We start from the raw sequence: 26106 nt of genomic DNA on the forward strand, positions 1-26106 counted from the left end.
TGGGCCTCTCATTGGATGGGATGAGGGAGAGGCCCCAGCCTAGCGACCGGGCACATCGCCCGGACGGGAGATCTCAGCGAACGAGATGCGCGGCGCCCCGGAGCAGGGTGGTGGCCGCCTCGGCCAGCGCCACCGGGTCGACCGGCGCGGCGATGGCCGCGTCCGCCCGGCTCCAGGCGGCCAGCCAGGAGTCCTGCGGACGGCCGATCAGCACCAGCACCGGGGGGCAGCCGTAGACCTCGTCCTTGAGCTGGCGGCACAGGCCCATCCCGCCGACCGGGGTGGCCTCGCCGTCCAGCACCAGCAGGTCGAGCCGGCGGCCGCCCTTGGCGTGCGCGTCCAGGGCCTTGATCACGGCGGGCTCGGTGGCGCACTCCAGGTACTGAAGCTCCGCCAGGTCCGCGGCGGGGCGCTTCCCCAGGGCCAGCAGGACCTGCTCGCGCGTGTTTCGGTCGTCGCTGTAGACAAGAACGTTCAGTGCCATCGTCCGTTATCCCCCTGGGATGTGATCGGGACCACTTCGGCGTCCCGCGGATGCTACTCCGCCGGAGGGGGCTGTAGCACCGGTGCGTACCGGGGAGATCGTCGGGGCAGCCGTCCGGCGGTCCGGGGTTCACCATTTCGAGGGACCCACGGCCAGTCGCGCGAGGGCGGCCCGGTGCGGGGCTCCCCGCCATTCGGGCTACCTGCCTGGTCGTCAGGGGTCCGGCACCCGGCGGAGGGTACGACAGGGTGCGGACACACCGAGGAACCACCCCCGGAGTGAAGACGGAATAAGCGACCGACATAATGGCGGTCGTGGCGACAGCAACTGCAGTAGAAACCGGACACGCTCACGGATCGGTCAACCGGCCGAACCTGGTCAGCGTGGGAACCATCGTCTGGCTCGCGTCCGAGTTGATGTTCTTCGCGGCCCTGTTCGCGATGTACTTCACACTCCGCTCGGTGACCGGGACGGAATACTGGCATTCCCTCAACGAGGCCCTGAACGTTCCCTTCGCGTCGGTGAACACCACCGTCCTGGTGCTTTCTTCCTTCACCTGCCAGATGGGTGTGTTCGCCGCCGAGCGCGGCGACGTGAAGAAGCTCCGGGCCTGGTTCATGCTCACCTTCGTCATGGGCGCGATGTTCATCGGCGGTCAGATCTACGAGTACACGGACCTGGTGAAGGTTGACCACCTGTCCCTGTCCTCCTCCCCCTACGGCTCGGTGTTCTACCTGACCACCGGGTTCCACGGCATGCACGTGACAGGTGGCCTGATCGCCTTCCTGCTGGTCCTCGCCCGTACGTACGCCGCGAAGCGGTTCACGCACGAGCAGGCAACGGCCGCGATCGTCGTGTCCTACTACTGGCACTTCGTCGACGTGGTCTGGATCGGCCTCTTCGCGACCATCTATCTGATCAAGTAGTGCAGGGTCGGACCGTCCCCTCGGCTCACCGCCGGGCGGTCCCCACAGACCGACCTGACGGTCAACCAGACTCCAGACGCTCCAGATCCTCACACCGGGGTTAATCCGTGCCCAAGAATTCCAAGAAGCCGCTCTCCGCTCGACGACGCCACCCGCTGGCAGCGCTCGTCGTCCTACTCTTCGCGCTGGCGACCACCGGCGGGCTGTACGCCGCTTTCGCGCCTGCCAGCAGTGCGCAGGCGGACTCCGGCCAGTCCCTGTCGGTCGAGCAGGGCAAGAAGCTGTTCGCCGTCGGCTGCTCCAGCTGCCACGGCCTGAACGGCGAAGGCACCAAGATCGGCCCGACCCTGGTGGGTGTGGGTTCGGCCGCGGTGGACTTCCAGGTCGGCACCGGCCGGATGCCGGCCCAGCAGCCCGGCGCCCAGATCCCCGCGAAGCGCAACATCTACTCGCAGGCGCAGATCGACCAGCTGGCCGCCTTCGTCGGCTCGCTCGGCGCCGGTCCGACCGTCCCGACGGCCGACCAGTACGCCGCGGGCAATGTGTCCCGGGGCGGGGAGCTGTTCCGTACCAACTGCGCGATGTGCCACAACTTCGCGGGAGCCGGCGGCGCTCTGTCCGAGGGCAAGTTCGCGCCCTCGCTGGACGGTGTGAGCCCCAAGCACATGTACGAGGCCATGCAGACCGGGCCGCAGAGCATGCCGAACTTCCCGGACACCACGATGAGCCAGCAGAACAAGCAGGACATCATCGCCTACGTCACCCACACGACGGACCAGGCGAAGAACCCCAACTACGGCGGTCTCACGCTGGGCTCCCTCGGCCCGGTCACTGAGGGTCTGTTCGGCTGGATCTTCGCGCTGGGCGCCCTGATCGGTATCGCGATCTGGATCGCCGCCCGCACTCCCAAGGCCAAGAAGTCATGACGAGCCAGGACAACATGTCTGAAGAACACCTGCCGGTGGCCCAAGGGGCCCACGGCGGAGCGGTCGCCGTGGTCGGCGACTCCTTCGCCGATCCGGGGCTGCCGCCCCACGAGCACCGACGTACCGACATCGACGAGCGGGCCGCGGCCCGGGCCGAGCGCCAGGTGGCGTTCTGGTTCCTGCTCTCGATGATCGCGACGATCGGGTTCATCGCGTCCTACGTGGCGATCCCGCGCTCCAACGGCGACGGCCACACCGGGGTCGTGTACCTGTTCCCGCTCGGCCACCTCAGCGCGCTGAACTTCGCGCTGGGCATGACCCTGGGCGTGTCCCTGCTCGGCATCGGCGTCGGCGCGGTCCACTGGGCCCGCACGCTGATGTCGGACGAGGAGCACGCCGCCGAGCGGCACCCGATCGAGGCCTCCCCCGAGGTCCGCGAGCAGGTCTTCGCGGACTTCCGCCAGGGCGCCAAGGAGAGCGGCTTCGGCCGCCGCAAGCTGATCCGCACCACGATGATCGGCGCCATGGCGATGGTCCCGCTCTCGGCCGTGGTGCTGTTCCGCGACCTGGGCCCGCTGCCGGAGAAGAAGCTCGACTCCACCGCCTGGGCCAAGGGCAAGCTGCTGGTCAACATGAACACCGACGAGCCGCTGAAGGCCTCCGACATCAGTGTCGGCTCGCTGACCTTCGCGATGCCCGAGGGCGTCAAGGAGAGCGACGAGGACTTCCAGGAGGTCATCGCCAAGGCCGCGGTGATGCTGGTCCGGATGCAGCCGGACGACATCAAGGACAAGAAGTCGGCGTCCTGGGGCTACGAGGGCGTCCTGGTCTTCTCCAAGATCTGCACCCACGTCGGCTGCCCGATCAGCCTCTACGAGCAGCAGACGCACCACGTCCTGTGCCCGTGCCACCAGTCGACCTTCGACCTGGCCGACGGCGGCCGAGTGATCTTCGGCCCGGCCGGCCACCCGCTGCCGCAGCTGCAGGTGTCGGTCAACAGCGACGGGTACCTCGAGGCACTCGGCGACTTCAGCAAGCCCGTCGGCCCCGGCTTCTGGGAGCGCAGCTAACCATGACCATTCACGCGGAAACACCCGAACCGGACGACTCGCACGACGACCACCAGATCGGTCACAGCGAGGCCGGGGTCGAGCAGGCCCACATCGGCGAGAAGGCCGCGGACTGGGCCGACGGACGCCTCGGCATCTACGGCCTGGCCAAGGCCAACATGCGGAAGATCTTCCCGGACCACTGGTCCTTCATGCTCGGCGAGATCTGCCTCTACAGCTTCATCATCATCATCCTGACCGGCGTCTACCTGACGCTGTTCTTCACCCCCAGCATGGGCGAGGTCGTCTACCACGGCGCCTACACCCCGCTGGACGGCATCCGGATGTCGGAGGCCTACAAGTCGACGCTGGACATCAGCTTCGACGTCCGCGGCGGCCTGCTGATCCGTCAGATCCACCACTGGGCGGCCATCGTCTTCGTGGCGGCCATGCTGGTCCACATGATGCGCGTCTTCTTCACCGGCGCGTTCCGCAAGCCCCGCGAGATCAACTGGCTGTTCGGCTTCCTGCTGCTGTTCCTGGGCATGTTCGACGGCTTCATGGGCTACTCGCTCCCGGACGACCTGCTCTCCGGTACCGGTATCCGCTTCATGGAGGGCGCGATCCTGGCGACCCCGGTGGTCGGCAGCTACATCGCGATGTTCCTGTACGGGGGCCAGTTCCCCGGAACCGACATCATCCCGCGCTTCTACACCATCCACGTGCTGCTGATCCCGGGCATCATGCTGGGCCTGCTGGTGGCCCACCTGATCCTGGTCTTCTACCACAAGCACACCCAGTTCGCGGGCCCCGGCCGGACCGAGAAGAACGTCGTCGGCATGCCGCTGATGCCGATCTACATGGCCAAGGCCGGCGGGTTCTTCTTCCTGGTGTTCGGTGTGATCGCGATGGTCTCCGCGGTCGCCTCGGTCAACCCGATCTGGGCCTACGGCCCGTACCGCCCCGACCAGGTGTCCACCGACGCCCAGCCGGACTGGTACATGGGCTTCTCCGAGGGCCTGATCCGGATCATGCCGGGCTGGGAGATCAGGGCCTGGGGCCACACCCTGGTGCTCGGCGTCTTCATCCCGCTGGTGATCTTCGGCGGGGTGATGATCGTGATCGCCGCCTACCCCTTCCTGGAGGGCTGGATCACCGGCGACAAGCGCGAGCACCACATCCTGGACCGCCCGCGCAACGCGCCGATGCGCACCGCGTTCGGCGTGGCCTGGATCGCGGAGTACCTGATCCTGCTGGTGGCCGGCGGCAACGACCTGTTCGCCACGCACTTCCACCTCTCGATCAACACCATCACCTGGGCCTGCCGGATCCTCTTCTTCGTCGGCCCGGTGATCGCCTTCACGGTCACCAAGCGCTGGTGCATCGGGCTGCAGCGGAACGACCGCGAGAAGGTGCTGCACGGCCGCGAGTCGGGCACCATCAAGCGGCTGCCGCACGGTGAGTTCATCGAGGTGCACACCCCGCTGGACGCCGAGTCGCTGCACACGCTCACCGCGCACGAGCAGCTGCAGCCGCTGGAGCTGCCGGCCGCGGTGGACGAGAACGGCGTCAAGTCCAAGGTCCCGGTGCTCACCAAGGTCCGGGCCAAGCTGTCGCAGAGCTACTTCGGAGAGGCGGCGCAGATCCCCAAGCTGACCCCCGAGGAGCACGCCGAGCTCACCAGCGGCCACGGCCACCACTGAGTTCGTTCGTCAGTAGCAACGGAAGGGCCCCAGCCTCAGGCTGGGGCCCTTCCGTTTGGCTGCCGGGTCGTCAGGCCTGCGGGCGGAGGAGCCCGACCTGGGCGGCGGCGGTCCCGGTCGCTGCGGTCGCCGCCGAGGTGTCGACCGGCTTGCCGAGGGCGCTGCCCTTGAGCCAGTCCGCCCAGGAGAGGTTCCAGTCGCCGTAGCCGTTGCCGAAGGGCTCCATGGCGTGGCCCTTGCTGTTGACCACCTGGACCACGTCGCCCTTGTGGAAGGTGTCGTAGAACCAGTGCGCGTCGTCGGTGCTCATCCCGGTGCAGCCGTGGCTGACGTTGGACACCCCCTGCGAGCCGACCGACCAGGGCGCGGCGTGCACGTACTCCCCGCTCCAGGTGACCCGGGTGTCCCAGAGCACGTTCAGGGCGTAGGCGTTGGAGCTGCCGGCCGCGATGCCGACGGTGCTGGAGTCCATGAACACCGACTGCTCCTGCTCCAGCACCACCTTGATGCCGTTGCGGGTGTCGAAGCCCGGCTTGCCGGTGGTGACCGGCAGTGACTTGATCTTCTGGTCGTTGCGGTAGACCGTCATGTAGTCGCTGCCCGCGTCGGTCAGCGCCAGCAGCTTGTCCCCGGTGCTGAAGGAGATGCTGCTGGCCTTGCCGCCGTAGAGGTCCCCGGAGACCTGCCGGCCCTGCATGTCGAAGGCGGCGCTGATCCTGGCGTGGGCCGGCCAGTAGGTCTGCGGCCGGAAGTGCAGCGTGCGGTCGTCCACCCAGTACCAGCTGCCCTGCACCGAGGGGGTGGAGCCGACGGTCAGCCCGCGCTCCACCGCCTGCCGTCCGGCCGGGTCGTGCACCGGCAGGCTGAGCGTCGCGGTGATCGGCTCGCCGACCCCGTAGACGGCCTTGTCACCGGGCGTCAGCTGGGCGGTGAGGGTCTTGGCCGCCGCGACCGTGGAGAACTGCTGGACGGTGCTCCCACGGCCGCCGTGGCCGTCGTCGGCGCTGACCCGCACGGTGTAGTGCTGCCCGGCGCTGAGCGGGGTGCTGGAGGTCCAGCCGCGGCCGTCGGCGGTCAGCACGCCGGCGACGCCCCGGCCGTCGGCCGAGGTCACCGTCACATCGGTGAGCGTCCCCTTACCGGCCTTGACCACCAGCGGGACCGACGGGTCCACCTGGGACTTCCCGGCGTTGCTGACGCTGACCAGGGCAGCGGCGTCCACGGACGTGTCCTGCCCCCCGGGCGGGGCGTCGCCGCCACTGCATCCGGAGAGTGCCAGTGGAGCCGTCAGCAGTGCTGCCACAACCAGAGACCGAGCCCGCATCGGGTGTCCTTCCAGGGTGCCGCGTCGAAATCCGACGTACCGTCACACTCTAGGAAGTCATTGCACAAACCACCTTCCGGGACGGCTGGAAGGGTGAACGCCGAAGGGGCCGGACACGGTGTGTGTCCGGCCCCTCCACTCAGCGCCGTTCAGCGCCGAGGCGCTGTCACTGCGTCTGGCTCTCGCCCCGGTAGTACTCGAAGACCCAGCCGAAGAGGCCGATCAGGAGGATCGGGACGGAGAAGTACATCAGCCACCAGCCGAAGATGACGCCCATGAACATCAGCGCGCCGCCGATGCCCAGCGAGAGCGGCATCCAGCTGTGCGGGCTGAAGAAGCCCTGGACCCCGGCGTCGTCCGACACCTCGGCCTGCGGGTTGTCGCCGGCCCCGGTGTCCACCCGGCGGGCGGTGAACAGCAGGTAGAAGGCGATGAACGCGCCCAGCGCGAAGGCCATGAACAGCGCCGTGGTGCCGGTCGGGTCCTTGGACCAGATGCCGTACCAGATGGCGATGCCGAGGACGAAGACGGCGAAGCCCGCGAAGATCTTGCCCTGTTCCCTCATCGGTCACCCTCCTTCGTTCCGGTGTCGCCGGCCTGCGCGGCGGCGGCCCTGGCCTCGAGCACCGCGGTCAGGTGCGGGGGCACCTCGCCGTGGTTCTCCAGGTAGTCCTGTGCGGCGATCTCCGGGTGGTGCAGGTCGAACGCCGGGGACTCGGAGCGGATGCGCGGCAGCGTCAGGAAGTTGTGCCGCGGCGGCGGGCAGGAGGTGGCCCACTCCAGCGAGCGGCCGTAGCCCCACGGGTCGTCGACGTCGACCTTCTCGCCGTACTTCGCGGTCTTCCACACGTTGTAGAAGAACGGCAGCATCGAGGCGCCCAGGATGAACGAGCCGATCGTGGAGATCAGGTTCAGCGTGGTGAAGCCGTCCGTGGACAGGTACGTCGCGTAGCGGCGCGGCATGCCCTCGGCGCCCAGCCAGTGCTGCACCAGGAAGGTGGTGTGGAAGCCGACGAACAGCATCCAGAAGGTGATCTTGCCGAGCCGCTCGTCCAGCATCTTGCCGGTCATCTTGGGCCACCAGAAGTGGAAGCCCGCGAACATCGCGAAGACGACCGTGCCGAAGACCACGTAGTGGAAGTGCGCCACCACGAAGTAGGAGTCCGAGACGTGGAAGTCGATCGGCGGGGAGGCCAGCAGCACGCCGGTCAGACCACCGAAGAGGAAGGTGACCAGGAAGCCGACGGTCCACAGCATCGGTGTCTCGAAGCTCAGCGAGCCCCGCCACATGGTGCCGATCCAGTTGAAGAACTTCACCCCGGTCGGGACCGCGATGAGGAACGTCATGAAGGAGAAGAACGGCAGCAGCACCGCGCCGGTGACGTACATGTGGTGCGCCCACACCGTCACCGAGAGGCCGGCGATGGCGATGGTCGCCGCGATCAGGCTCTGGTAGCCGAACATGGGCTTCCGCGAGAACACCGGGATGATCTCGGAGATGATGCCGAAGAACGGCAGCGCGATGATGTACACCTCTGGATGGCCGAAGAACCAGAAGAGGTGCTGCCAGAGGATCGGCCCGCCGTTGGCCGGGTCGAAGACGTGCGCCCCGAACTTCCGGTCCGCTTCCAACGCCAGCAGGGCCGCCGCGAGGACCGGGAACGCCAGCAGCACCAGGACGGCGGTGAGCAGGACGTTCCACACGAAGATCGGCATCCGGAACATGGTCATGCCGGGGGCACGCATGCAGAGGATGGTGGTGATGAAGTTCACCGAGCCGAGGATGGTACCGAAGCCCGAGAGCGCCAGACCCATGATCCACATGTCCGCGCCGACGCTCGGCGAGTGGATCGCGTCCGACAGCGGCGAGTAGGCGAACCAGCCGAAGTCGGCCGCGCCCTGCGGGGTGAGGAAGCCGCCCACCGCGATCAGCGAGCCGAACAGGTACAGCCAGTACGCGAACATGTTCAGCCGCGGGAACGCCACGTCGGGCGCGCCGATCTGCAGCGGCATGATCCAGTTGGTGAAACCGGCGAACAGCGGGGTGGCGAACATCAGCAGCATGATCGTGCCGTGCATGGTGAACGCCTGGTTGAACTGCTCGTTCGTCAGCACGCCGCCGTTGGGCTGGGCGAGCTGCGCACGCATCGTCAGGGCGAGGATGCCACCGATGATGAAGAAGGCGAACGACGTCACCAGGTACAGGGTGCCGATCGTCTTGTGGTCGGTGGTGGTCATCCACTTGATGATCTGGGTGCCGGACTTGCGCTGCAGCGCGGGCTTCCGGACCGTGGTGGAGCTACCGCTGAGGGTCGACCCCTGGGGTTCGTTGAGGATCGTCATTTGGCGTTGTCCACTCCGGTGGTCGTGATGCCCGCGGGCACGTACCCCTTCTGGCCCTTGGCACGCAGGTCGTCGAGGTGCTGCTGGAACTCAGCAGGGGTGACGACCTTGACGTTGAAGAGCATCTGGGAGTGGTCCACGCCGCAGAGCTCGGTGCACTTGCCGCGGAAGGTGCCCAGCACGGTCGGGGTCACCGTGAACTTGTTCACGACGCCCGGGATGACGTCCATCTTCATCAGGAAGTCGACCGGCCAGAAGCCGTGGATGACGTCGCGCGAGGTCAGCTCGAACTTGACCGACTCGCCCTGCGGCAGCCACAGCGTGGGGATCGCGTCAGGGGTGCCCACGTCGTAGGCGCCGTCCTGCGGACCGTTCGTCGCGGACTGCTTCTGCGGGTCCACATCGTGGCCGTAGTTGAACGCCCAGCTCCACTGGAAGCCCACCACGTTGACGATCTGCTGCGGTTTGTCGTTCTTCAGCAGGTAGTCCTCGTCACGCGCGGTGTAGAAGAAGAACACCGACACCATGATCAGCGGAACGATGGTGAACAGTGCCTCGACCGGCATGTTGTAGCGGAACTGAACCGGCACCTCGATCTTGGAGCGGCTGCGCCGGTGGAAGAACACGCTCCACAGGATCAGCCCCCAGACGAGTGCGCCGACCGCCAGGGCCGCGATCCATGAGCTCTGCCAGATGAAGAGAACGGTCTTGCCCTGCTCATCACGCGGAGTGGGCAGGCCGAGCCGGGGCAGTTGCGAGGACGAGCAGCCGGTGGCGGTGGCAAGGACGAGGCCCAGCGTCAGCGCAGAGAGCAGCTTCCGCCGCATCGAGCGCCGCGGCGAGCGGTCGGAGCCGTTGGGACTCACGTAGCGCCTTCCCGAAGTCTCGCCCGCTCACGCGCCACTCGGGTCTCTGTGGTCCCGGTGGCCCGGTCAGCGGGCAGGGTTTGGATGTTTATGCGGGCCAAACCCTACTCCAGCCCCGACGGGGCTTCGCGGGCAGGTCCGGCTAACGCGCCGAACTGGCCCCCGGATGGCCCCCGAAAGGATGGATTCCCTGGTCAGATGGGCACTTCGCACACCTGCGGACCGTCCGGGCGACACACCGGCGACGCCCGGCTGACACACCATAAGCCACCCAAACAAGCACCTCGCGGACGGCCCCCTGACGAGTCGCCAGCAGCGGCTCCGACTACCGTGGGCAGGTGCCGTACTTCGACGCCGCCTCGACCGCCCCGCTGCATCCGCTCGCCCGTCAGGCGCTGCTCTCCGCGCTCGACGAGGGCTGGGCCGACCCGGCACGGCTGTACCGGGACGGACACCGGGCCCGGATGCTGCTGGACGCCGCCCGCGAGACCGTCGCGGCCGAGCTGGGCGCCCGTCCGGACGAGGTCTCCTTCACCACCTCGGGCACCCAGGCCAACCAGCTGGCGGTGCTGGGCGCACTCGCCGGAAATCACCGGAACGGGCGGCGACTCGTACACTCCGCCGTCGAACACTCGTCCGTTCTGCATGCCGCGGAACTGCATGAGGCGGCCGGGGGCGAGGTGGAGACCGTGCCGGTGGACCGTCAGGGGCGGGTCTCCGTCGAGGCGTTCGGCGCGGCGGTGCGCGGCCCCGGCACCGCCCTGGCCGTGCTCCAGTCCGCGAACCACGAGGTGGGGACGCTGCAGCCGGTCGCGGAGGTCGGCGCGCTGTGCGCCGAGGCCGGCGTCCCGCTGCTGGTCGACGCGGCGCAGTCGGCCGGCCGGCTGGACGTCCCGGCCGGCTGGTCGCTGCTGACCGCCTCGGCCCACAAGTGGGGCGGGATGGCCGGCGTGGGGGTGCTGGCGGTGCGCAAGGGGGTCCGCTACCGCTCGCCGCTGCCGGCCGACGAACGCGAGGCCGGGCGGGTGCCCGGCTATGTCAACGTCCCCGCGGTGATCGCCTCGGCGGTGGCGCTGCGGGCCGTCCGGCAGGAGGCGGCAGCACTGAACGCGGCGCAGCGGCGCTGGATCGACCGGCTCCGGGGCGAGCTGCCGCGGCTGGTCCCCGACCTCGCCGTGCTCGGCGACCCGGAGCGGCGGCTGCCGCACCTGATGACCTTCTCCTGCCTCTATGTGGACGGCGAAGCGCTGCTGGGCGCGCTGGACCGGGCCGGCTTCGCCGTCTCCTCCGGCTCCTCCTGCAGTTCGAGCACGCTGACCCCCAGCCATGTGCTGGCCGCGATGGGGGTCCTCACCGAGGGCAACGTCCGGGTGTCGCTGCCGCCGGACTGCACCGACGCCGACATCGACCTCTTCCTTGAGGTCCTGCCGGCAGCGGTGGCGGGGGTCCGCGCCCAGCTCGATCCCCCGTCGACCGCGGTGGCGGGTCCGGAGACCCTGGTCCTGGACACCCTGGGGCGGCGCTGCCCGATCCCGGTGATCGAACTCGCCAAGCACATCGGTTCGGTGCCCGTCGGTGGGCTGATCGCGGTGCTGTCGGACGACGAGGCGGCGAGGTTGGACATCCCGGCCTGGTGCGAGATGCGGTCGCAGGAATATGTCGGCGAACCTGAGGCCCATCGGTACCTGATCCGCCGTTTGAGCTGAGGTTTGCGCAGTTCCCCGCGCCCCTGGGGCCTCAGGGGCGCGGGGAACTGCGCGAACGTTCAGCCCGCAGAGCTGCACCAGCAACTAGGCCAGATGCGAACGGACCTCGTCTGCAGCTTCTTCGCCGTAGGCCACGGCGAAACGATCCAGGAAGTGCCCCCGCCGCAGCTCGTACTCCTGCGTGCCCACGGTCTCAATCACCAGCGTCGCCAGCATCGACCCGATCTGCGCGCAGCGCTCAAGCCCCAGCTCCCAGGTCAGCCCCGCCAGGAACCCGGCCCGGAAGGCGTCGCCGACGCCCGTCGGGTCCGCCTTGACGGTCTCCTGCGGGCACGGCACCAGAATCGACGGCTCGCCCTCGCGGTCGATCCGTGCCCCCTTCGCACCCAGCGTGGTGACCCGCACGCCGACCCGGCCCAGGATCTCCTCCTCGGACCAGCCGGTCTTGGTCTCGATCAGCGCCTTCTCGTACTCATTGGTGAACAGGTACGCCGCGCCCCCGACCAGGGTGCGGATGTCCTCGCCGTCCATCCGGGCCAGCTGCTGCGACGGGTCGGCCGCGAAGGCGTACCCGCGGCTTCGGCACTCCTCGGTGTGGCGCACCATCGCGTCCGGGTCGTCGGCGCCGATCAGCACCAGGTCCAGGCCGCCGGCCCGGGCCGCGATCGGCTGCAGCTCGATGTTCCTGGCCTCGCTCATCGCGCCGGTGTAGAAGGACGCGATCTGGTTGTGGTCGGTGTCCGTGGTGCAGACGAACCGGGCGGTGTGCCGGGTCTCCGAGATCCGCACCGCGCTGGTGTCGACGTTGTGGCGGTCCAGCCAGGAGCGGTACTCGGCGAAGTCCGCACCGGCCGCGCCGACCAGGATCGGGCGCAGGCCGAGCAGGCCCATCCCGAAGCAGATGTTGGGTCCGACCCCGCCGCGCCGCACGTCCAGGGTGTCGACCAGGAAGGAGAGCGACACCGTGTGCATCTGCTCAGCCACGAACTGCTCGGCGAATCGACCCGGAAAGGTCATCAGGTGGTCGGTGGCGATCGATCCGGTGACGGCAATACGCACGGAAGTGGCTCCTTGGGGATGCACGCACGGGCGAGTGCGAACGGGCGGGTGCAGACGAGGTGCGAACCGGGGGCTTACCGGCCTACCGTACCGGCCCCTCGCGCTGCGTCACCGCATCGGGGGCATGCGGTTACTCAGCGGTAGGGCTGGAATGCCACTCCGTGCCGATCTAGTGTCGATATCGGGTGACCCACCTGTCGCCCTCAGACTTGTTGGAGCCCCGGATGATGCCCAGGAGCAACCCGATCCAGATTCCCGCCTACCTTCGCGGGGACGCCGACGCCGACACCCTCGCCGGGCTGGTCAGCACCTCGCGGAGGTTGGGGCTGTTCTGGCCGCTGCTGGCGGCCGCGGAGCCCGCGCCCGCGCCGGCCCGCCGCCCCGGGTTCCCGGTCAGCGCCCACTCCTCCGCGCTGGTCGAGGATCTCTCCGAATTCGGCTCCTGAATCGGCTGCCGAGGGTCGCCGATTGACGCAGGCCTGACAGATTTCGGAACCGGGAGCGTGCCTTCCGCGTCCCATCGTCGTTCAGACAGGGACACCAGCTGGAGGCAGCAATGACTCATAGGTCGACGACACGAGGGCTGGCCGCATTCGCCGTCCTCGGAATCGTGGCCCTGGGCGGCACCAACGCGTGCGCGTCCGGCTCGGCCACCACCCCCGGCGGCGGGGGGAGCAGCGGTCCGCCCTCGGTGGGCGCGAGCAGCGGGACCCCGGTTCCCTCGCTGGTCCCGCTCCCCACCGTGGTACCGCCCTCGGCCACCTCGCCGAGCACCACGGTGGCACCCCCCGGTTCGGCTCCGGCCTCCCCCAGCGGGCTCAAGGCCGAGAGCTACACGACCAGCGGCACCACCCTCACCGTGAACTTCTACGCCGGCGTCTGCTCCACGTACTCGCTGCGCGCCGACCAGTCGGCGGCCGGGGAGGTGAAGATCACCGTGCTGGCGAGGCCGAAGGGCGCGAAGGGCCAGATGTGCCCGCAGCTGGTCCAGCTGCAGTCGGTCTCCGCGAACCTGGGCGCACCGCTGGACCAGCGGACCGTCCTGGACACCGCCTCGGGCAAGGCGGTCCCCCTGGCGAAGGTCGTCCCCGGCGGCACCAAGATGACCCACGGCCCGGTGCACCAGTAGGGCGGGACGCAAGAGAGTGGCCCCGGTCCGGAGATGATCCGGACCGGGGCCACTCTCTGGTGCCTACTAGCTGAACGAGTCGCCGCAGGCGCAGGACCCGGTCGCGTTCGGGTTGTCGATCGTGAAGCCCTGCTTCTCGATGGTGTCGACGAAGTCGATGCTGGCGCCACCGAGGTAGGGCGCGCTCATCCGGTCAGTGACGACGCTCACGCCGTCGAAGTCCTTCACGACATCGCCGTCGAGCGAGCGCTCGTCGAAGAACAGCTGGTAGCGCAGGCCGGAGCAGCCACCGGGCTGCACGGCGACGCGCAGCGCGAGGTCCTCGCGGCCCTCCTGCTCCAGCAGGCTCTTGACCTTGGCCGCGGCGGAATCGCTGAGGAGAAGTCCGCTCTCGACGTGGGTCTCGTCCTGGACGGTCATCTGCATACTCCCGGGTTGTGACGACGTACTGCTGCTACCAGCGGCTAACCGGCGGTGGTCCCGGAGTATTCCGGGGGCCTCATCATTGCTATGCCCCCATGCTCGCATACGGCTCGACCACGGTCACTGTTCCCGAGTCGCTGTTGCCCGGCCGGGGTGACGCGCAAGACTGTGCGGATGATCCTGCGCCCAGTCCGCGACTCAGCAGCGGACGCCGCCGTCGTACGGGAGATCCACCGCGCCGCCTTCGCCGCGCTGGAGCAGCAGCTCGGGGAGGAGCCCTCCCCGTGGAGCAGTGACCGCGTAGCCGGACACGAGGCGATGACCCGGCATCTGGCCCGGACCGACCCGGGCGGCTGCTGGCTCGCCGAGGAGGACGGGGAGGCGGTGGGGACGGCGCTGGCGCTGAAGCGGGAGGGCCTCTGGGGCCTCTCGCTGTTCTGCGTGCTGCCCTCGGCGCAGGGCAAGGGGGTGGGCCGGCTGCTGCTGGACCACGCCCTGGCCTACGGCCACGGCTGTCTGCGCGGCATGATCGTCGCCTCGCGGGATCCGCGGGCTGCCCGCCGCTACCACGCGGCGGGCTTCCAGCTGCATCCGATGATGTCGCTGACCGGAAAGGTCGACAAAGCGGCCCTGCCGGACCCCGGCAGCATCCCGGTGCACCTCGGTGACGCCTCGCACCAGTCGCTGCTGGACTCGGTGGACCGGGCCGTGCGCGGCGCCGCGCACGGCCCCGACCACGAGACGCTGCTGCGCACCACCGAGGAGCTGCTGGTGGTGGACACCCTCAGCGGCAGCGGCTACTGCTACCGCGACGGCGGCCGGGTGGTGCTGCTGGCGGCGACCTCCAAGCGGCTGGCCGGGCGGCTGCTGACGGCAGCGCTGACCCGGATCCCGCCGACCGACGAGGCCGAGATCACCCATGCCACCGCCGAGCAGGACTGGGCGGTGGACGTCGCCCTGGCCGGCGGGCTGACCGTGCGCACCCGCGGCTTCCTGGCCCTGCGCGGGATGCGGCCGCCGGCCCCGTGCCTGCCGTCCGGCTTCTATCTGTGACTCCGACGCTCCGGGTCAGACCATGGTGTCCAGGATCTCCCTGACCATGTCCATGGTGGTGCCGGGGTGCAGGAAGGCGAAGCGGGAGACCACCTCGCCCTCCCAGCCGGTCGGGGTGACGAAGCCGGTCTGGTCCGCCAGCAGTTGCTGCGACCAGGCGTAGTAGTCCTCGGCCTGCCAGCCCTTGCGCCGGTAGACCAGGCTGGACAGCTCCGGCTCGTGCACCACCTCCAGGTCCGGGTAGTCGGCCCGGATCAGCGCGGCGGTGTCCCTGGCCAGGGCGATGCCGGCCTCGATCGCCTCGCCGTAGGCGTCGGTGCCGTGCACCGCCAGCGAGAACCACAGCGGCAGCCCGCGGGCCCGGCGGGTGAGGTGGTAGGCGTAGTCGGTGGGGTTCCACTCGTCGTTGTCGCCGGTGTGCAGCACGTCCAGGTAGGAGGCGTCCTGGGTGTGCACGCCCTTGGCCAGCCAGGGCTTGCGGTAGATCAGCGCCGCGCAGTCGAACGGCGCGAACAGCCACTTGTGCGGGTCGACCACGAAGGAGTCGGCGTGCTCGATGCCGTCGTACTTGGCCCGGACCGAGGGGGCGAACAGCCCGGCCCCGCCGTAGGCGCCGTCCACGTGGAACCAGAGGTCGAACTCGCGGGCGACCTCGGCAAGACCGGCCAGGTCGTCCACGATCCCGGCGTTGGTGGTGCCGGCGGTGCCGACGACGCCGATCACCGAGCCGGGGTCGCCGTCGGCGGCGAGGGCGGCCCGCAGCGCGTCCCCGGTGAGCCGGTGCCCGGTGGTCGGGACCAGCAGCTTCTCCACGCCGATGATGTGCAGGGTGTTGGTGACCGAGGAGTGGGTCTGGTCGCTGACCGCGATCCGCAGCCGGGCGCCGGGGGCGAGGCCGCGCTTGTGCCGGGCCGTGTCGCGGGCGACGACCAGGGCGGACAGGTTGCCGGCCGAACCGCCGGAGACGAAGCAGCCGCCCGCGGTGTCCGGCAGTCCGGCCCGGTCCGAGATCAGCCGCAGCACCTGGTTCTCGGCCGCGATCGCCCCGGCCGCCTCCAGCCAGGAGATGCCCTGCAGCGAGGCGCAGGACACCACCATGTCGAACAGCAGGGCGGCCTTGGTAGGCGCACAGGGGATGAATGACAGATAACGGGGACTGTCAGCTGAGATCACGGCGCGCGACAGCTCGTGGTCGTAGAGCTTCAGCACATCGGCAGGATCGTTTCCGCCCGCGTTCAGCAGCCCTTCCAGCGCCCCGGCCAACCGCTCCCCGTCGCCCGGGTGGTCCAGCGGCACCGGGTCGTACTGCAGCCGCTCCCGCATGTAGTCGAAGACCAGGTCGACCATCCTGGCGTCGTACCGGTGCATGCGCTGGGTCACGGGCAGGGTCCTCTCGGGGCGGTGTCGGCAAGATCAACCCTAGGCAACAGAGGCCCCACCCGGCATGTCGGAACCAGGCTCCCCACGCAGCATTCCTGCGCATTCGCGCCCCGCGCGCAGGATGCCACCGCACACCTGTTTCCCTCGTCAGAGCTCATCGCGCCGCGATCGAATGGGTACGACTTCGCCGACATCGACAAGCGTCGGCTCTAGCCGATCAGCCGGCTCAGCACCACCTGGCTGCGGCTCCGCTGCACCCCCGGCTGCTTGCGGATGCGTTCGATCACGGCCTCCAGGTGCCCGGTGTCCGCCGCCCGCAGGTGGACCAGGGCGTCCGCGTCGCCGGTGACCGTCCAGGCGGCGACGACCTCGGGGAACTGGCGCAGGGTCGCCAGGATCTCCTCCGGCGAGGTGCGCTCGCGGCAGTAGACCTCGACGAAGGCCTCGGTGCGCCAGTCCAGCGCGTCCGGCTCCAGGACCACCGTGAAGCCGCGGACCACGCCGCGCTCCCGCAGCCGGTCCACCCGGCGCTTCACCGCCGTCGCGGAGAGGTTCACCAGCAGGCCGATCTCCGCGTAGGAGGCGCGGCCGTCCCGGCCGAGCAGTTCCAGGACCTTGCGGTCGGTCTCGTCCAGTCGGGCGGCGGAGTTCAGCGGTGCGGGCACGGGTACAGGATTAGCACAAGGACATGCCGCTCAGGCAGCCTGTTCGTCCCGACGATGCAGCCGCACCCCGACCGCCACCGCCGCCGCGCACACCACTCCAGCGCCCAGGACGGCCGCGCCGCCGCCCAGGAAGGTCACCGCCAGCGTCCCCAACGCGGCCAGCGGCATCACCAGTTGGGCCGCGCCGTGCTTGTTGTGCCGGGCGTGGATCGCCCACACCGTGACCAGGAACAGCGCGGTGGGCACGGTCACCACCAGCGCGGCGCCGGCCGACGACAGCCGGGACTCGCCGACGGCGTGCTCGATCGCCGCCTCGAGACCGGCCCCGATCCCGGCCGCGCTGAGGAAGACCAGGTAGTGGCCGTAGCCCCAGAGGAAGCCCTGCCGGTTGGACTTCAGATACCCGTGGACCGGCCGGGCGAAGTAGATCCACCAGGCGGAGAAGCAGATCAGCAGCCCGCCGGCGGCGATCGGCAGCACCTCGCCCAGTTCGTCGCTGCGGTTCAGCCCGGACTCCACCGCCACCGTCGCCGCCGCCACCGTCTCGCCCAGCACGATCAGGGTGAACAGCCCGTAGCGCTCGGCGATGTGCTCGGGATGCCAGGTGGTCGTCCAGTGGCGTTCGGCGAAGACCGGGACCAGCAGCTCCAGCAGCACGGTCGGCAGCAGCACCCACCGCTGCACCTCGTGCGGCAGGAAGACGGCGACCACCCAGATGCTCTGGCACACCGCGATCCCGCAGGCGTAGCGCAGCGCCATGGCCCGTTCGGCCCCCTGGGCGCCGGACGCCACCCGAAGCCACTGGATGATGATCACCGTCCGCATCACCACATAGCCGAGGACCCCGACCGCGAGATGCCCGGCGAACATCCGCGGCACCCCGGCCGCGAAGATCAGCGCCCCGGTGATCTGGACGAAGGTCGCCACCCGGTAGGGGACGTCGTCGGTGTCGTAGGCGGAGGCGAACCAGGTGAAGTTCATCCAGGCCCACCACACCCCGAAGAACGCGAAGAGGTAGTGCGGCAGCGCGTTCCAGACATGCCCCGCGGTGTAGGCGTGGGCCAGCTGGGTTCCGGCCTGGGCGACCGCCACCACGAAGCAGAGGTCGAAGAACAGCTCCAACGGGGTGGACGCCCGGTGCTCCTCGTCCCGCCGCCTGGGCACCATCCGCCGCACCGCGTTCGACCTGTCGCTCACCGTCCGCATACCCTTCCGGTCACCCCCACCTGCGAGCTTTTCACAGAGCGGTGTACGTCACACTCCCACAGCGCCCGTCGTCAACGAGGCGCAACCGGGTTATGATAGATAACGTCAGTTAGACGAAAAGGGCGAGGCGCCGCTGCCACGCCCCCACAGGAGGGCAGTCCGCCCGTGACCACCACGTATGAAGAGCCCGCGCCCACTCCGCTGGCCCTGCTGCTGCTCGGCCGCGAGGCCGACACCGCCAGTGAGCGCGGCGTCGACTGCCCCGGCGACCTGCCCGCCGCCTCCGACCCGGACCTGGTCGCCCGCGCCCGCGCCGCCAAGGCCGCCCTCGGCGACCGGGTGTTCATCCTCGGCCACCACTACCAGCGGGACGAGGTGATCGAGTTCGCCGACGTCACCGGCGACTCCTTCAAGCTGGCCCGCGACGCCGCCGACAAGCCCGAGGCCGAGTTCATCGTCTTCTGCGGCGTGCACTTCATGGCCGAGAGCGCGGACATCCTCACCGGGCCCGAGCAGCGGGTGATCCTCCCCGACCTGGCGGCCGGCTGCTCCATGGCCGACATGGCCACCGCCGAGCAGGTCGCCGAGTGCTGGGACGTGCTCACCGACGCCGGGATCGCCGACGGCGTGGTCCCGGTCGCCTACATGAACTCCTCCGCCGACATCAAGGCCTTCACCGGCAAGCACGGCGGCACCATCTGCACCTCGTCCAACGCCCAGCGGGCGCTGGAGTGGGCCTTCGAGCATGGAACGAAGGTGCTGTTCCTGCCGGACCAGCACCTGGGGCGCAACACCGCCGTCCGCGACCTCGGCATCAGCCTGGACGAGTGCGTGCTCTACAACCCGCACAAGCCCAACGGCGGCCTCACCGTCGAGCAGTTTGCGCGCGGCGAAGATGATCCTCTGGCGCGGGCACTGCTCGGTGCACGGCCGCTTCTCGCTGGACTCGGTGAACGAGGTCCGCGAGCGGGTCCCCGGCGTCACCGTGCTGGTGCACCCCGAGTGCAAGCACGAGGTGGTCGAGGCCGCCGACCTGGTCGGCTCGACCGAGTACATCATCAAGGCCCTGGACGCGGCCGAGCCCGGCAGCAAGTGGGCCATCGGCACCGAGCTCAACCTGGTCCGGCGGCTGGCCAAGGCCCACCCGGACAAGGAGGTCGTCTTCCTGGACCGGACCGTGTGCTTCTGCTCCACCATGAACCGGATCGACCTGCCGCACCTGGTCTGGACCCTGGAGTCGCTGGTCGAGGGCCGGGTGCCGAACGTGATCACGGTCGACCCGGAGACCGAGAAGTACGCCAAGCTGGCGCTGGACCAGATGCTGGCCCTCCCCTAGCGCACGGCAGCACGGCAGCCACGGCAGCCACGGCGAAGAGAAAACAGCGAAGGGGCACCCGAACGGGTGCCCCTTCGTCGTGTCGCGCCGCACTCAGCCGGGGATCAGCCCGTCGTGCTTCAGCAGCGCCCTGACCTCGTCGACCGTTGCCTCGTCGAAAGGCAGCGTCGCGTCGGAAGGCACCAGCGCGTCGTGCTCCACCGGCGTCCCACCGGCCCGCACCGCTGCGAGAAGCGCGGCCAGGCTGACCCGGAAGTCGGCCTCGTCGGCCACGTCGAGGGCGGCCAGCACGGCGTTGTCCAGCTCGTTGAGCCGGTCCACCAGGCTGTCCGGGACCTCGAACTGCCCCTCCCCCATGATCCTGACGATCACGTGGTCTCTCCCTACTTGTCGAAGCGGGGCTGGTCGGTCGGAGTGCTGCCCGGCTGGCCCGGCTCGATCGCCGGAGTGGCCGGGGCGGATCCGCCGGACAGTTCTGCCTTCATCCTGGCAAGCTCGAGCTCCACGTCCGAACCGCTGGACATGCGCTCCAGCTCGGCCGTGATGTCGTCCTTGCGCATGCCGGACGAGTCCTCGAGCGCGCCCGAGGCGAGCAGCTCGTCGATCGCGCCGGCCCGCGCCTGCATCTGCGCGGTCTTGTCCTCGGCCCGCTGGATCGCCAGACCGACGTCGCCCATCTCCTCCGAGATACCGGAGAAGGACTCGGCGATCCTGGTCTGCGCCTGCGCGGCCGTGTAGGTGGCCTTGATGGTCTCCTTCTTGGTACGGAAGGCGTCCACCTTGGTCTGCAGCCGCTGGGAGGCCAGCGTGAGCTTCTCCTCCTCGCCCTGCAGCTGCTGGTACTGGGTCTCCAGGTCGGAGACCTGCTGCTGGATCCCGGAGCGGCGGGTGAGCGCCTCGCGGGCCAGGTCCTCGCGGCCGAGGGAGAGCGCCTTGCGGCCCTGCTCCTCCAGCGTCGAGGACTGCTTCTGAAGCTGCTGGAGCTGGAGCTCCAGGCGCTTGCGGGACGTCGCCACATCCGCCACTCCACGACGCACCTTCTGCAGCAGTTCGAGCTGCTTCTGGTACGAGTAGTCGAGCGTCTCCCGTGGGTCCTCCGCACGGTCCAAGGCACTGTTCGCCTTGGCGCGGAAGATCATAGACATCCGCTTCATGATTCCGTCGCTCATGGGCCTCGCGCGCCCCCTTCTCCGGCCTGCCGGTTCTTGTACCCAAGACTACGGGGCACGGGGCGTCCACCGCAGCGCACCTGCCTGCAACAAGAGTGCTACAGCCAGGCTGCGTCAGCGTCATCCGTGCGGGGGATTCGACCGGACCCGGCCTCGCCCCCAGGGCGGAGCACGACCCTGACGAGCCACTGTTCCCTGCAGGGCTAGGGATTAGTCCCCTGACCACGTACTCTTTCCACTGTGTTCCGACGAAGCTCCCAGGATGCCCCCGCAGACGCCGTCACGCTCGAGAAGCCTGACGCGCCCGAGCGGCCCGACGCAGAAGCGAAAAAGGGTCGCCCCACGCCCAAGCGCAGCGAGGCCGAGGCCAACCGCCGCGGCCGCGCCTATGTGCCCAAGGACCGCAAGGAGGCCGCCAAGGACGCCCGGGTGCGTCAGCGCGCCGAGCGTGAGAAGGCGCGCGCCGCGCTGATCACCGGCGACGAGGCCGCGCTGCCGCCCCGCGACAAGGGCCCGGTGCGCCGCTTCGCCCGTGACTACATCGACTCCAGGATGACCGCCGCCGAGTGGTTCCTGCCGTTCGCCGTGGTGATCCTGCTGCTGAGCGTGACCAGGAACAGCGCGCTCAGCTTCCTGTCGCTGGTGCTCTGGGTGGTCATCATCGCGGTGATGGTGGTGCACTCGGTCGTCCTCACCTTCGGTCTGCGCAAGCAGCTCCGGCTGCGGTTCCCGGACAAGAGCCACAGGGGCGCGGTCCCGTACATGCTGATCCGCACCCTGCAGATGCGCCGCTTCCGGCTGCCGAAGCCGCAGGTCAAGCGAGGGCAGAAGCCCTGATCGAGACGTTCGCCCACCGGGGCCGGCTGCCGGAGCAACGGCAGGCGGCGTTCGGCGCGGCCGCAGGGACGTGGCTGTCCGGCCTCGGCGGGATCAGGAACATCGTCCGCCAGGAGCTGGTGGCCCGGCAGCTGGCCGAGCAGATCACCGAGCACTTCGATCCGGCCGACCGGGCCGACGGGATGCCGCTCCGGGTGCTGGACGTGGGCTGCGGCCAGGGCACCCAGGCGGTGCGGCTGGCCCGGGCCGGGCACCTGGTCACCGGTCTCGACCCGAACCCGGTCTCGCTGGGCGCGGCGCAGGCCGCCCTGGCCCAGGAGTCGGTGGAGGTCCAGCACCGGATCAGCCTGCTGAGCGGCGAGGGCGGCGACTGCGGCCGCTGGTTCGGCCCCGGCAGCTTCGACGTGGTGCTCTGCCACGGCGTGCTGATGTACATGCCCGAGGCCGAGCCGATGCTCGCCGGTCTGGCCCGGGTGCTGGCGCCCGGCGGGATGCTGTCCGTGGTGGTCAGGAACGGGGACGCGCTGGCGATGCGGCCCGGCTGCGGCGGGGACTGGGCCGGTGCGGCCGAGGCCTTCAGCAGCGACCGCTACACCAACCGGCTCGGCGTGCCCACCCGGGCGGACCGGCTCGAACCGCTGAGCCGCACCCTGGCCGAGATCTCGGTGCCGCTGCGCCGCTGGTACGGGGTCCGGGTGTTCACCGACCAGGCCCCCGACCACGAGCCGCCGCCGGCCGACGGACGGCAGCTGATGCAGCTGCTGGACGCCGAGGAGCAGGCCGGGCGGACCGACCCGTACCGCTCGGTGGCGGCGCTGCTGCACCTGGTGGGGACCCGTCCGGGATGATCGTCGGGCGGTGCCGGGGTTCCGGCGGTGACGGCGTAGGGTCAGCGGCATGGAGTTTCCGACACCTTGGCCGCAGCGGCCTGATCATCAGTGAGATCGCCTACGGCAACTGGCTCACCCACGGCTCCCAGGTCGAGGAGGACGCCGCCACGGCCTGCGTCCGCGCCGCCCTGGACGCCGGGATCACCACCTTCGACACCGCCGACGTCTACGCCGCGACCCGGGCCGAGTCGGTCATGGGCCGGGCGCTCAAGGGCGAGCGGCGCGAGGGCCTGGAGATCTTCACCAAGGTCTACTGGCCCACCGGGCCCGGCCGCAACGACCGCGGCCTGGGCCGCAAGCACATCATGGAGTCGATCGCCGGCTCCCTCCGCCGCCTGCAGACCGACTACGTCGACCTGTACCAGGCCCACCGCTACGACGTCTCCACCCCGCTGGAGGAGACCATGACGGCCTTCGCCGACGTGGTGCACTCCGGCAAGGCCCACTACATCGGCGTGTCCGAGTGGACCGCCGAGCAGATCCGGGCCGCGCACACGCTGGCCCAGGAGCTGCGGATCCCGCTGGTCTCCAGCCAGCCGCAGTACTCCGCGCTGTGGCGGGTCATCGAGGCCGAGGTCGTCCCGACCTGCGAGGAGCTGGGTCTTGGCCAGATCGTCTGGTCCCCGATCGCCCAGGGCGTGCTCACCGGCAAGTACCTGCCCGGCGCGCCGCTGCCGGAGGGCTCGCGGGCGACGGACGACAAGGGCGGCGCCAACATGGTCGCCCGCTTCCTGAACGACGACGTGCTGGAGCGGGTGCAGCAGCTGAAGCCGCTGGCGGAGCAGGCCGGGCTGACCCTGGCCCAGCTGTCGGTCGCCTGGGTGCTGCAGAACAGCAATGTCTCGGCGGCGATCATCGGGGCCTCGCGTCCCGAGCAGGTCACCGAGAACGTCAAGGCCTCCGGCGTGAAGCTGGACGCCGAGCTGCTGAAGCAGATGGACGCGATCCTGGCGCCGGTCGCCGAGTTCGACCCGGCCAAGACCGCGGCGAACACGCCGAAGAGCCGGCCGTAAGTGACCCGAAGCGGGCGGCCCCTCCGCGGAGGGGCCGCCCGCTTCGCCGTTCACCCGATGGCTACTCGGCGTCGTGCAGGCTCATCGGGCCGTAGACCTTCTCGCCGTCGTCCAGCAGCACGGCCTGGTCGATACCGCCGTCCACCAGGCCTTTCCAGAACTCGCCGATCCAGGACTCGGCGTCGCCCTGGGTCGGGAACTCCTCCGTCCCGTCCGGGGCGGGCACTGACGAACCGTCGGCCTTCTCGAACCGCCACGTCCACACCATGCTGAGGCTCCCTTTCGCCGCGCTGACTCGTCCCGTCGCAGGCTACCCACATCTTCAGGCCGCGTACGCACTCACCGGCTCAGGCCGCGTACGCACTCACCGGCTCGGCGCCGTGGGAGACGGTGACGGCGACGGTGACCCGGGCGGTGCCGCCCCGGTCGTCGGTGAAGCGGTAGGAGAAGGAGTCGGTGCCGGCATAGCCGGGGACCGAGGTGTAGGTGGCGGTCACGTCGTCGTTGAGGACCACCCGGCCGTGCGCCGGGGTGGCGGTCAGCGCCACCAGCGCGCGGTCGGCCGGCAGCCTCCCGGCGAGCAGGTCGACCGTGGCCGGGCTGCCGGAGACGGCGTCCGCGCGGTCGCGGGCCCCGAGGGCGGTCACGGCCCCGAGGGTGGTCGGGGTGGCGGCGCGGGCCACCCCGCCGCCGAGGACGACCACGGCGGCCGCGGCGGTGGCGGTGGTCGCCTGGGCGATCCTGCGGGCGTTGATCCCGCGCTGACGGTTGACGGAGTTCATCCGGTCCCCTTCCCGAGCATCCAGGGCTGGCTGGATACCAACCTCTCAGGAGGTTCGGCTTGTACCAAATCACACATTTATGCCTATCCGACCGCGGGGCGCCCGGGTCCCGGCAGAATGACCCCATGCGGATCTTCACCGAGCTCTCCCCCACCGGCGCCCGGCGCCTCGGCGTCGAGCTCGGACGGCGGCCCGGGCGGGCCGGACCGCCCCGGCGGACCCTGCTGCTCGGCGGCGCCCGGTCCGGGAAGTCGGTCACCGCCGAGCGGATGCTGGCGGACTGTCAGGACGTGCTCTACGTGGCCACCGGCGGCAGCCGTGACGGCGACGCCGAGTGGGCCGAGCGGGTAGGCCTGCACCGGGCCCGCCGCCCGGCCGCCTGGCGCACCGCCGAGACCTGCGACCTGGAGCCGCTGCTCACCGAGGCCGGCGCGGGACCGCTGCTGGTCGACTGCCTGGCGCTGTGGCTGACCGCCGCGCTGGACGACTGCGGCGGCTGGGACCAGGCCAGTTGGGCTGGCGGCGGCGAGGCCGCGCTGCGGGCCCGTACCGCCGGACTGGTCGCGGCCTGGGCGGCCAGCCCGCGCCGGGTGGTCGCGGTCAGCAACGAGGTCGGCAGCGGCGTGGTCCCGGCGACCGCGTCCGGGCGGCGGTTCCGGGACGAGCTGGGGCGGCTGAACGCCGCGGTCGCGGCCGCGTCCGACGAGGTGCTGCTGGTCGTCGCCGGTCAGCCGCTACGCCTCAAAGGGCCGGGGCGGTAACGTTCCGCCGGTGAGTACCTTCGACAGTGCCATCGACCTCGACGAGTTCTCCGCCCTGGTGGCGCGCCCCGACGACGAGTACCGGCTGGCCGCCGAGGAGCGCTGGGCCGCGCTCGACCAGCCGCCCGGCGGCCTCGGCCGGCTGCAGGAGCTGGGCAGCTGGCTCGCCGCTGTCCAGGGCCAGTGCCCGCCGCGCCCGGTGCGCCGGGCCAAGGTGCTGCTCTTCGCCGCCGACCACGGGGTCGCCGCGCTGGGCGTCTCCGCGCTGGCCCCCGGCACCACCGCCCGCCGGGTGCGCGCGGTCCTGGACGGCACCGCCCCGGTCAGCCTGTTGGCGCAGCAGTACGGCGCCCAGGTCAGGGTGGTCGACCTGGGCGTGGACGCCGATCCCGAGGACTTCCCGGCCGAGGTGGTCCGGCACCGGATCCGCCGCGGCTCGGGCCGGATCGACATCGAGGACGCGCTGACCCGCGAGCAGGCCGAGGCCGCGTTCCTGGCCGGGGTCGCGCTCGCCGACGAGGAGGCCGACGCGGGCACCGACCTGGTGGTCCTCGGCGACCTGGGGGTCGGCTCGACCACCGTCGCCGCGGTCCTGGTGGCCGCGCTCTGCGGCACCGACGCCGCGGCGGTGACCGGGCGCGGCTCGGGCATCGACGACCAGGTGTGGATGGTGAAGTGCGCGGCGGTCCGGGACGCGCTGCGGCGGGCCCGTCCGGTGCTCGGCGACCAGCTCGACCTGCTGGCGGCCTCCGGCGGCGCGGACTTCGCCGCCACCACCGGCTTCCTGCTGCAGTCCGCGGTGCGGCGCACCCCGGTGCTGCTGGACGGCGTGGTGTCGGCGGCCTGCGCGCTGGTGGCGCAGCGGATCGCGTTCCGCGCCCCGGAGTGGTGGCGGGCCGGCCAGAGCACCGGCGAGCCCGCGCAGGGCAAGGCCTACGAGCGGATGAGCGTGGAACCGCTGCTGGACCAGAAGGTCGGCCTGGGCCAGGGCGTGGGCGCGCTGCTGGCGCTGCCGATGCTGCAGGCCGCGTCCACCCTGCTGGCCGAACTGCCGCTCGCCCCCGTCAAGGACTGAC

The 26106-nt window shown here is 70.2% G+C and carries 26 protein-coding genes and 2 pseudogenes; 14 read left to right on the top strand and 14 right to left on the bottom strand.

Going from position 1 to position 26106, the window contains the following annotated elements:
• Positions 1-73 precede the first annotated feature (73 nt).
• Positions 74-484, bottom strand: a complete 411-nt coding sequence (locus ACXKR8_RS13280; RefSeq protein WP_458273112.1) for a hypothetical protein — start codon at positions 482-484, stop codon at positions 74-76.
• Positions 485-789: 305 nt separating this feature from the next.
• Between ACXKR8_RS13280 and ctaE the strand changes: the two genes are divergently transcribed.
• The 4 genes from ctaE to qcrB all read left to right on the top strand — a co-directional run bounded on the left by ctaE (position 790) and on the right by qcrB (position 5088).
• Positions 790-1410, top strand: coding sequence for an aa3-type cytochrome oxidase subunit III (ctaE, locus tag ACXKR8_RS13285; RefSeq protein WP_458273113.1), 621 nt, complete (start codon positions 790-792; stop codon positions 1408-1410).
• A gap of 107 nt (positions 1411-1517) precedes the next feature.
• Positions 1518-2336, top strand: coding sequence for a cytochrome bc1 complex diheme cytochrome c subunit (qcrC, locus tag ACXKR8_RS13290; protein WP_458273114.1), 819 nt, complete (start codon positions 1518-1520; stop codon positions 2334-2336).
• Positions 2333-3406, top strand: a complete 1074-nt coding sequence (gene qcrA, locus ACXKR8_RS13295; RefSeq protein ID WP_458273115.1) for a cytochrome bc1 complex Rieske iron-sulfur subunit — start codon at positions 2333-2335, stop codon at positions 3404-3406. Before qcrC ends, qcrA begins: the two co-directional genes overlap by 4 nt.
• Positions 3407-3408: 2 nt before the next feature.
• A complete protein-coding gene (qcrB, locus tag ACXKR8_RS13300) occupies positions 3409-5088 on the top strand; it encodes a cytochrome bc1 complex cytochrome b subunit (RefSeq protein WP_458273116.1) in 1680 nt (559 codons plus the stop codon).
• A 70-nt stretch (positions 5089-5158) separates the two neighbouring features.
• On the opposite strand, the gene ACXKR8_RS13305 is transcribed toward qcrB, so the two are convergent.
• The 4 genes from ACXKR8_RS13305 to ctaC all read right to left on the bottom strand — a co-directional run bounded on the left by ACXKR8_RS13305 (position 5159) and on the right by ctaC (position 9621).
• The gene (locus ACXKR8_RS13305; RefSeq protein ID WP_458273117.1) at positions 5159-6310 is read right to left on the bottom strand and encodes a L,D-transpeptidase; all 1152 of its coding nucleotides are present in this window, start codon (positions 6308-6310) and stop codon (positions 5159-5161) included.
• Positions 6311-6578: 268 nt separating this feature from the next.
• The gene (locus ACXKR8_RS13310; RefSeq protein ID WP_458273118.1) at positions 6579-6977 is read right to left on the bottom strand and encodes a cytochrome c oxidase subunit 4; all 399 of its coding nucleotides are present in this window, start codon (positions 6975-6977) and stop codon (positions 6579-6581) included.
• Positions 6974-8755, bottom strand: a complete 1782-nt coding sequence (gene ctaD, locus ACXKR8_RS13315; RefSeq protein WP_458273119.1) for an aa3-type cytochrome oxidase subunit I — start codon at positions 8753-8755, stop codon at positions 6974-6976. The genes ACXKR8_RS13310 and ctaD overlap by 4 nt, the downstream gene beginning before the upstream one ends.
• The gene (gene ctaC, locus ACXKR8_RS13320) at positions 8752-9621 is read right to left on the bottom strand and encodes an aa3-type cytochrome oxidase subunit II (protein WP_458273120.1); all 870 of its coding nucleotides are present in this window, start codon (positions 9619-9621) and stop codon (positions 8752-8754) included. Before ctaC ends, ctaD begins: the two co-directional genes overlap by 4 nt.
• A gap of 338 nt (positions 9622-9959) precedes the next feature.
• On the opposite strand from ctaC, the gene ACXKR8_RS13325 reads away from it, so the two are divergent.
• Positions 9960-11327: a cysteine desulfurase/sulfurtransferase TusA family protein gene (locus ACXKR8_RS13325; protein ID WP_458273121.1), complete on the top strand. Its 1368-nt coding sequence runs from the start codon at positions 9960-9962 to the stop codon at positions 11325-11327.
• Between the two features lie 84 nt (positions 11328-11411).
• Here ACXKR8_RS13325 and ACXKR8_RS13330 read toward each other — a convergent pair whose 3' ends face one another.
• Entirely contained in the window at positions 11412-12386 is a 975-nt protein-coding gene (locus ACXKR8_RS13330) for a carbohydrate kinase family protein (RefSeq protein ID WP_458273122.1), read from the bottom strand.
• A 224-nt stretch (positions 12387-12610) separates the two neighbouring features.
• Between ACXKR8_RS13330 and ACXKR8_RS13335 the strand changes: the two genes are divergently transcribed.
• Both ACXKR8_RS13335 and ACXKR8_RS13340 read left to right on the top strand, forming a co-directional pair.
• The gene (locus tag ACXKR8_RS13335) at positions 12611-12832 is read left to right on the top strand and encodes a hypothetical protein (protein ID WP_458273123.1); all 222 of its coding nucleotides are present in this window, start codon (positions 12611-12613) and stop codon (positions 12830-12832) included.
• A gap of 110 nt (positions 12833-12942) precedes the next feature.
• Positions 12943-13515, top strand: a complete 573-nt coding sequence (locus ACXKR8_RS13340) for a hypothetical protein (RefSeq protein ID WP_458273124.1) — start codon at positions 12943-12945, stop codon at positions 13513-13515.
• 66 nt (positions 13516-13581) lie between these two features.
• On the opposite strand, the gene erpA is transcribed toward ACXKR8_RS13340, so the two are convergent.
• Entirely contained in the window at positions 13582-13935 is a 354-nt protein-coding gene (erpA, locus tag ACXKR8_RS13345) for an iron-sulfur cluster insertion protein ErpA (RefSeq protein WP_458273125.1), read from the bottom strand.
• Positions 13936-14112: 177 nt separating this feature from the next.
• Between erpA and ACXKR8_RS13350 the strand changes: the two genes are divergently transcribed.
• Positions 14113-14991, top strand: coding sequence for a GNAT family N-acetyltransferase (locus ACXKR8_RS13350; RefSeq protein WP_458273126.1), 879 nt, complete (start codon positions 14113-14115; stop codon positions 14989-14991).
• Positions 14992-15006: 15 nt separating this feature from the next.
• On the opposite strand, the gene ACXKR8_RS13355 is transcribed toward ACXKR8_RS13350, so the two are convergent.
• The 3 genes from ACXKR8_RS13355 to ACXKR8_RS13365 all read right to left on the bottom strand — a co-directional run bounded on the left by ACXKR8_RS13355 (position 15007) and on the right by ACXKR8_RS13365 (position 18242).
• Positions 15007-16371 (bottom strand): pyridoxal phosphate-dependent decarboxylase family protein, encoded by a 1365-nt coding sequence (locus ACXKR8_RS13355; protein WP_458273127.1) that lies wholly within the window; start codon positions 16369-16371, stop codon positions 15007-15009.
• 209 nt (positions 16372-16580) lie between these two features.
• Positions 16581-17036 (bottom strand): Lrp/AsnC family transcriptional regulator, encoded by a 456-nt coding sequence (locus ACXKR8_RS13360; protein ID WP_458273128.1) that lies wholly within the window; start codon positions 17034-17036, stop codon positions 16581-16583.
• A 30-nt stretch (positions 17037-17066) separates the two neighbouring features.
• A complete protein-coding gene (locus ACXKR8_RS13365; protein WP_458273129.1) occupies positions 17067-18242 on the bottom strand; it encodes a low temperature requirement protein A in 1176 nt (391 codons plus the stop codon).
• Positions 18243-18407: 165 nt separating this feature from the next.
• Between ACXKR8_RS13365 and nadA the strand changes: the two are divergent.
• A pseudogene (gene nadA, locus ACXKR8_RS13370) lies at positions 18408-19578 on the top strand (quinolinate synthase NadA).
• Positions 19579-19671: 93 nt separating this feature from the next.
• Here nadA and pspAA read toward each other — a convergent pair.
• On the bottom strand, positions 19672-19950 hold the full coding sequence (gene pspAA, locus ACXKR8_RS13375) for a PspA-associated protein PspAA (RefSeq protein ID WP_458273131.1): 279 nt from the start codon (positions 19948-19950) through the stop codon (positions 19672-19674).
• An 11-nt stretch (positions 19951-19961) separates the two neighbouring features.
• Complete coding sequence (locus ACXKR8_RS13380; protein WP_458274973.1) at positions 19962-20732, bottom strand: PspA/IM30 family protein; 771 nt, start codon at positions 20730-20732, stop codon at positions 19962-19964.
• 255 nt (positions 20733-20987) lie between these two features.
• Between ACXKR8_RS13380 and ACXKR8_RS13385 the strand changes: the two genes are divergently transcribed.
• From ACXKR8_RS13385 to ACXKR8_RS13395, 3 genes are all read left to right on the top strand, one after another.
• Positions 20988-21584: a DUF3043 domain-containing protein gene (locus ACXKR8_RS13385; RefSeq protein WP_458273132.1), complete on the top strand. Its 597-nt coding sequence runs from the start codon at positions 20988-20990 to the stop codon at positions 21582-21584.
• A gap of 74 nt (positions 21585-21658) precedes the next feature.
• Positions 21659-22432 (top strand): class I SAM-dependent methyltransferase, encoded by a 774-nt coding sequence (locus ACXKR8_RS13390; RefSeq protein WP_458274974.1) that lies wholly within the window; start codon positions 21659-21661, stop codon positions 22430-22432.
• Positions 22429-23487, top strand: a complete 1059-nt coding sequence (locus ACXKR8_RS13395) for an aldo/keto reductase family protein (RefSeq protein WP_462100489.1) — start codon at positions 22429-22431, stop codon at positions 23485-23487. The genes ACXKR8_RS13390 and ACXKR8_RS13395 overlap by 4 nt, the downstream gene beginning before the upstream one ends.
• 61 nt (positions 23488-23548) lie before the next feature.
• On the opposite strand, the gene ACXKR8_RS13400 is transcribed toward ACXKR8_RS13395, so the two are convergent.
• Entirely contained in the window at positions 23549-23755 is a 207-nt protein-coding gene (locus tag ACXKR8_RS13400; protein ID WP_458273134.1) for a hypothetical protein, read from the bottom strand.
• 79 nt (positions 23756-23834) lie between these two features.
• Entirely contained in the window at positions 23835-24269 is a 435-nt protein-coding gene (locus ACXKR8_RS13405) for an Ig-like domain-containing protein (protein ID WP_458273135.1), read from the bottom strand.
• Positions 24270-24478: 209 nt separating this feature from the next.
• On the opposite strand from ACXKR8_RS13405, the pseudogene ACXKR8_RS13410 reads away from it, so the two are divergent.
• Positions 24479-25030 (top strand): annotated as a pseudogene (locus tag ACXKR8_RS13410) (bifunctional adenosylcobinamide kinase/adenosylcobinamide-phosphate guanylyltransferase); the annotation flags it as partial.
• A 10-nt stretch (positions 25031-25040) separates the two neighbouring features.
• Positions 25041-26105: a nicotinate-nucleotide--dimethylbenzimidazole phosphoribosyltransferase gene (cobT, locus tag ACXKR8_RS13415; protein WP_458273136.1), complete on the top strand. Its 1065-nt coding sequence runs from the start codon at positions 25041-25043 to the stop codon at positions 26103-26105.
• The last annotated feature ends 1 nt before the right edge of the window (position 26106 follow it).

The sequence above is a fragment of the Streptacidiphilus sp. PAMC 29251 genome, assembly GCF_054208735.2.

Bases quoted from the DNA above. Each gene is read 5' to 3' on its own strand.
- ctaE (WP_458273113.1), top strand. From the start codon at position 790: ATGGCGGTCGTGGCGACAGCAACTGCAGTAGAAACCGGACACGCTCAC.
- ACXKR8_RS13310 (WP_458273118.1), bottom strand. From the start codon at position 6,977: ATGAGGGAACAGGGCAAGATCTTCGCGGGCTTCGCCGTCTTCGTCCTC.
- ACXKR8_RS13350 (WP_458273126.1), top strand. From the start codon at position 14,113: ATGATCCTGCGCCCAGTCCGCGACTCAGCAGCGGACGCCGCCGTCGTA.
- ACXKR8_RS13380 (WP_458274973.1), bottom strand. From the start codon at position 20,732: ATGAAGCGGATGTCTATGATCTTCCGCGCCAAGGCGAACAGTGCCTTG.
- ACXKR8_RS13335 (WP_458273123.1), top strand. From the start codon at position 12,611: ATGATGCCCAGGAGCAACCCGATCCAGATTCCCGCCTACCTTCGCGGG.
- ACXKR8_RS13280 (WP_458273112.1), bottom strand. From the start codon at position 484: ATGGCACTGAACGTTCTTGTCTACAGCGACGACCGAAACACGCGCGAG.
- ctaD (WP_458273119.1), bottom strand. From the start codon at position 8,755: ATGACGATCCTCAACGAACCCCAGGGGTCGACCCTCAGCGGTAGCTCC.
- ACXKR8_RS13365 (WP_458273129.1), bottom strand. From the start codon at position 18,242: ATGCGGACGGTGAGCGACAGGTCGAACGCGGTGCGGCGGATGGTGCCC.
- ACXKR8_RS13340 (WP_458273124.1), top strand. From the start codon at position 12,943: ATGACTCATAGGTCGACGACACGAGGGCTGGCCGCATTCGCCGTCCTC.
- qcrB (WP_458273116.1), top strand. From the start codon at position 3,409: ATGACCATTCACGCGGAAACACCCGAACCGGACGACTCGCACGACGAC.
- qcrA (WP_458273115.1), top strand. From the start codon at position 2,333: ATGACGAGCCAGGACAACATGTCTGAAGAACACCTGCCGGTGGCCCAA.
- ACXKR8_RS13405 (WP_458273135.1), bottom strand. From the start codon at position 24,269: ATGAACTCCGTCAACCGTCAGCGCGGGATCAACGCCCGCAGGATCGCC.
- erpA (WP_458273125.1), bottom strand. From the start codon at position 13,935: ATGACCGTCCAGGACGAGACCCACGTCGAGAGCGGACTTCTCCTCAGC.
- ACXKR8_RS13395 (WP_462100489.1), top strand. From the start codon at position 22,429: ATGATCGTCGGGCGGTGCCGGGGTTCCGGCGGTGACGGCGTAGGGTCA.
- ACXKR8_RS13400 (WP_458273134.1), bottom strand. From the start codon at position 23,755: ATGGTGTGGACGTGGCGGTTCGAGAAGGCCGACGGTTCGTCAGTGCCC.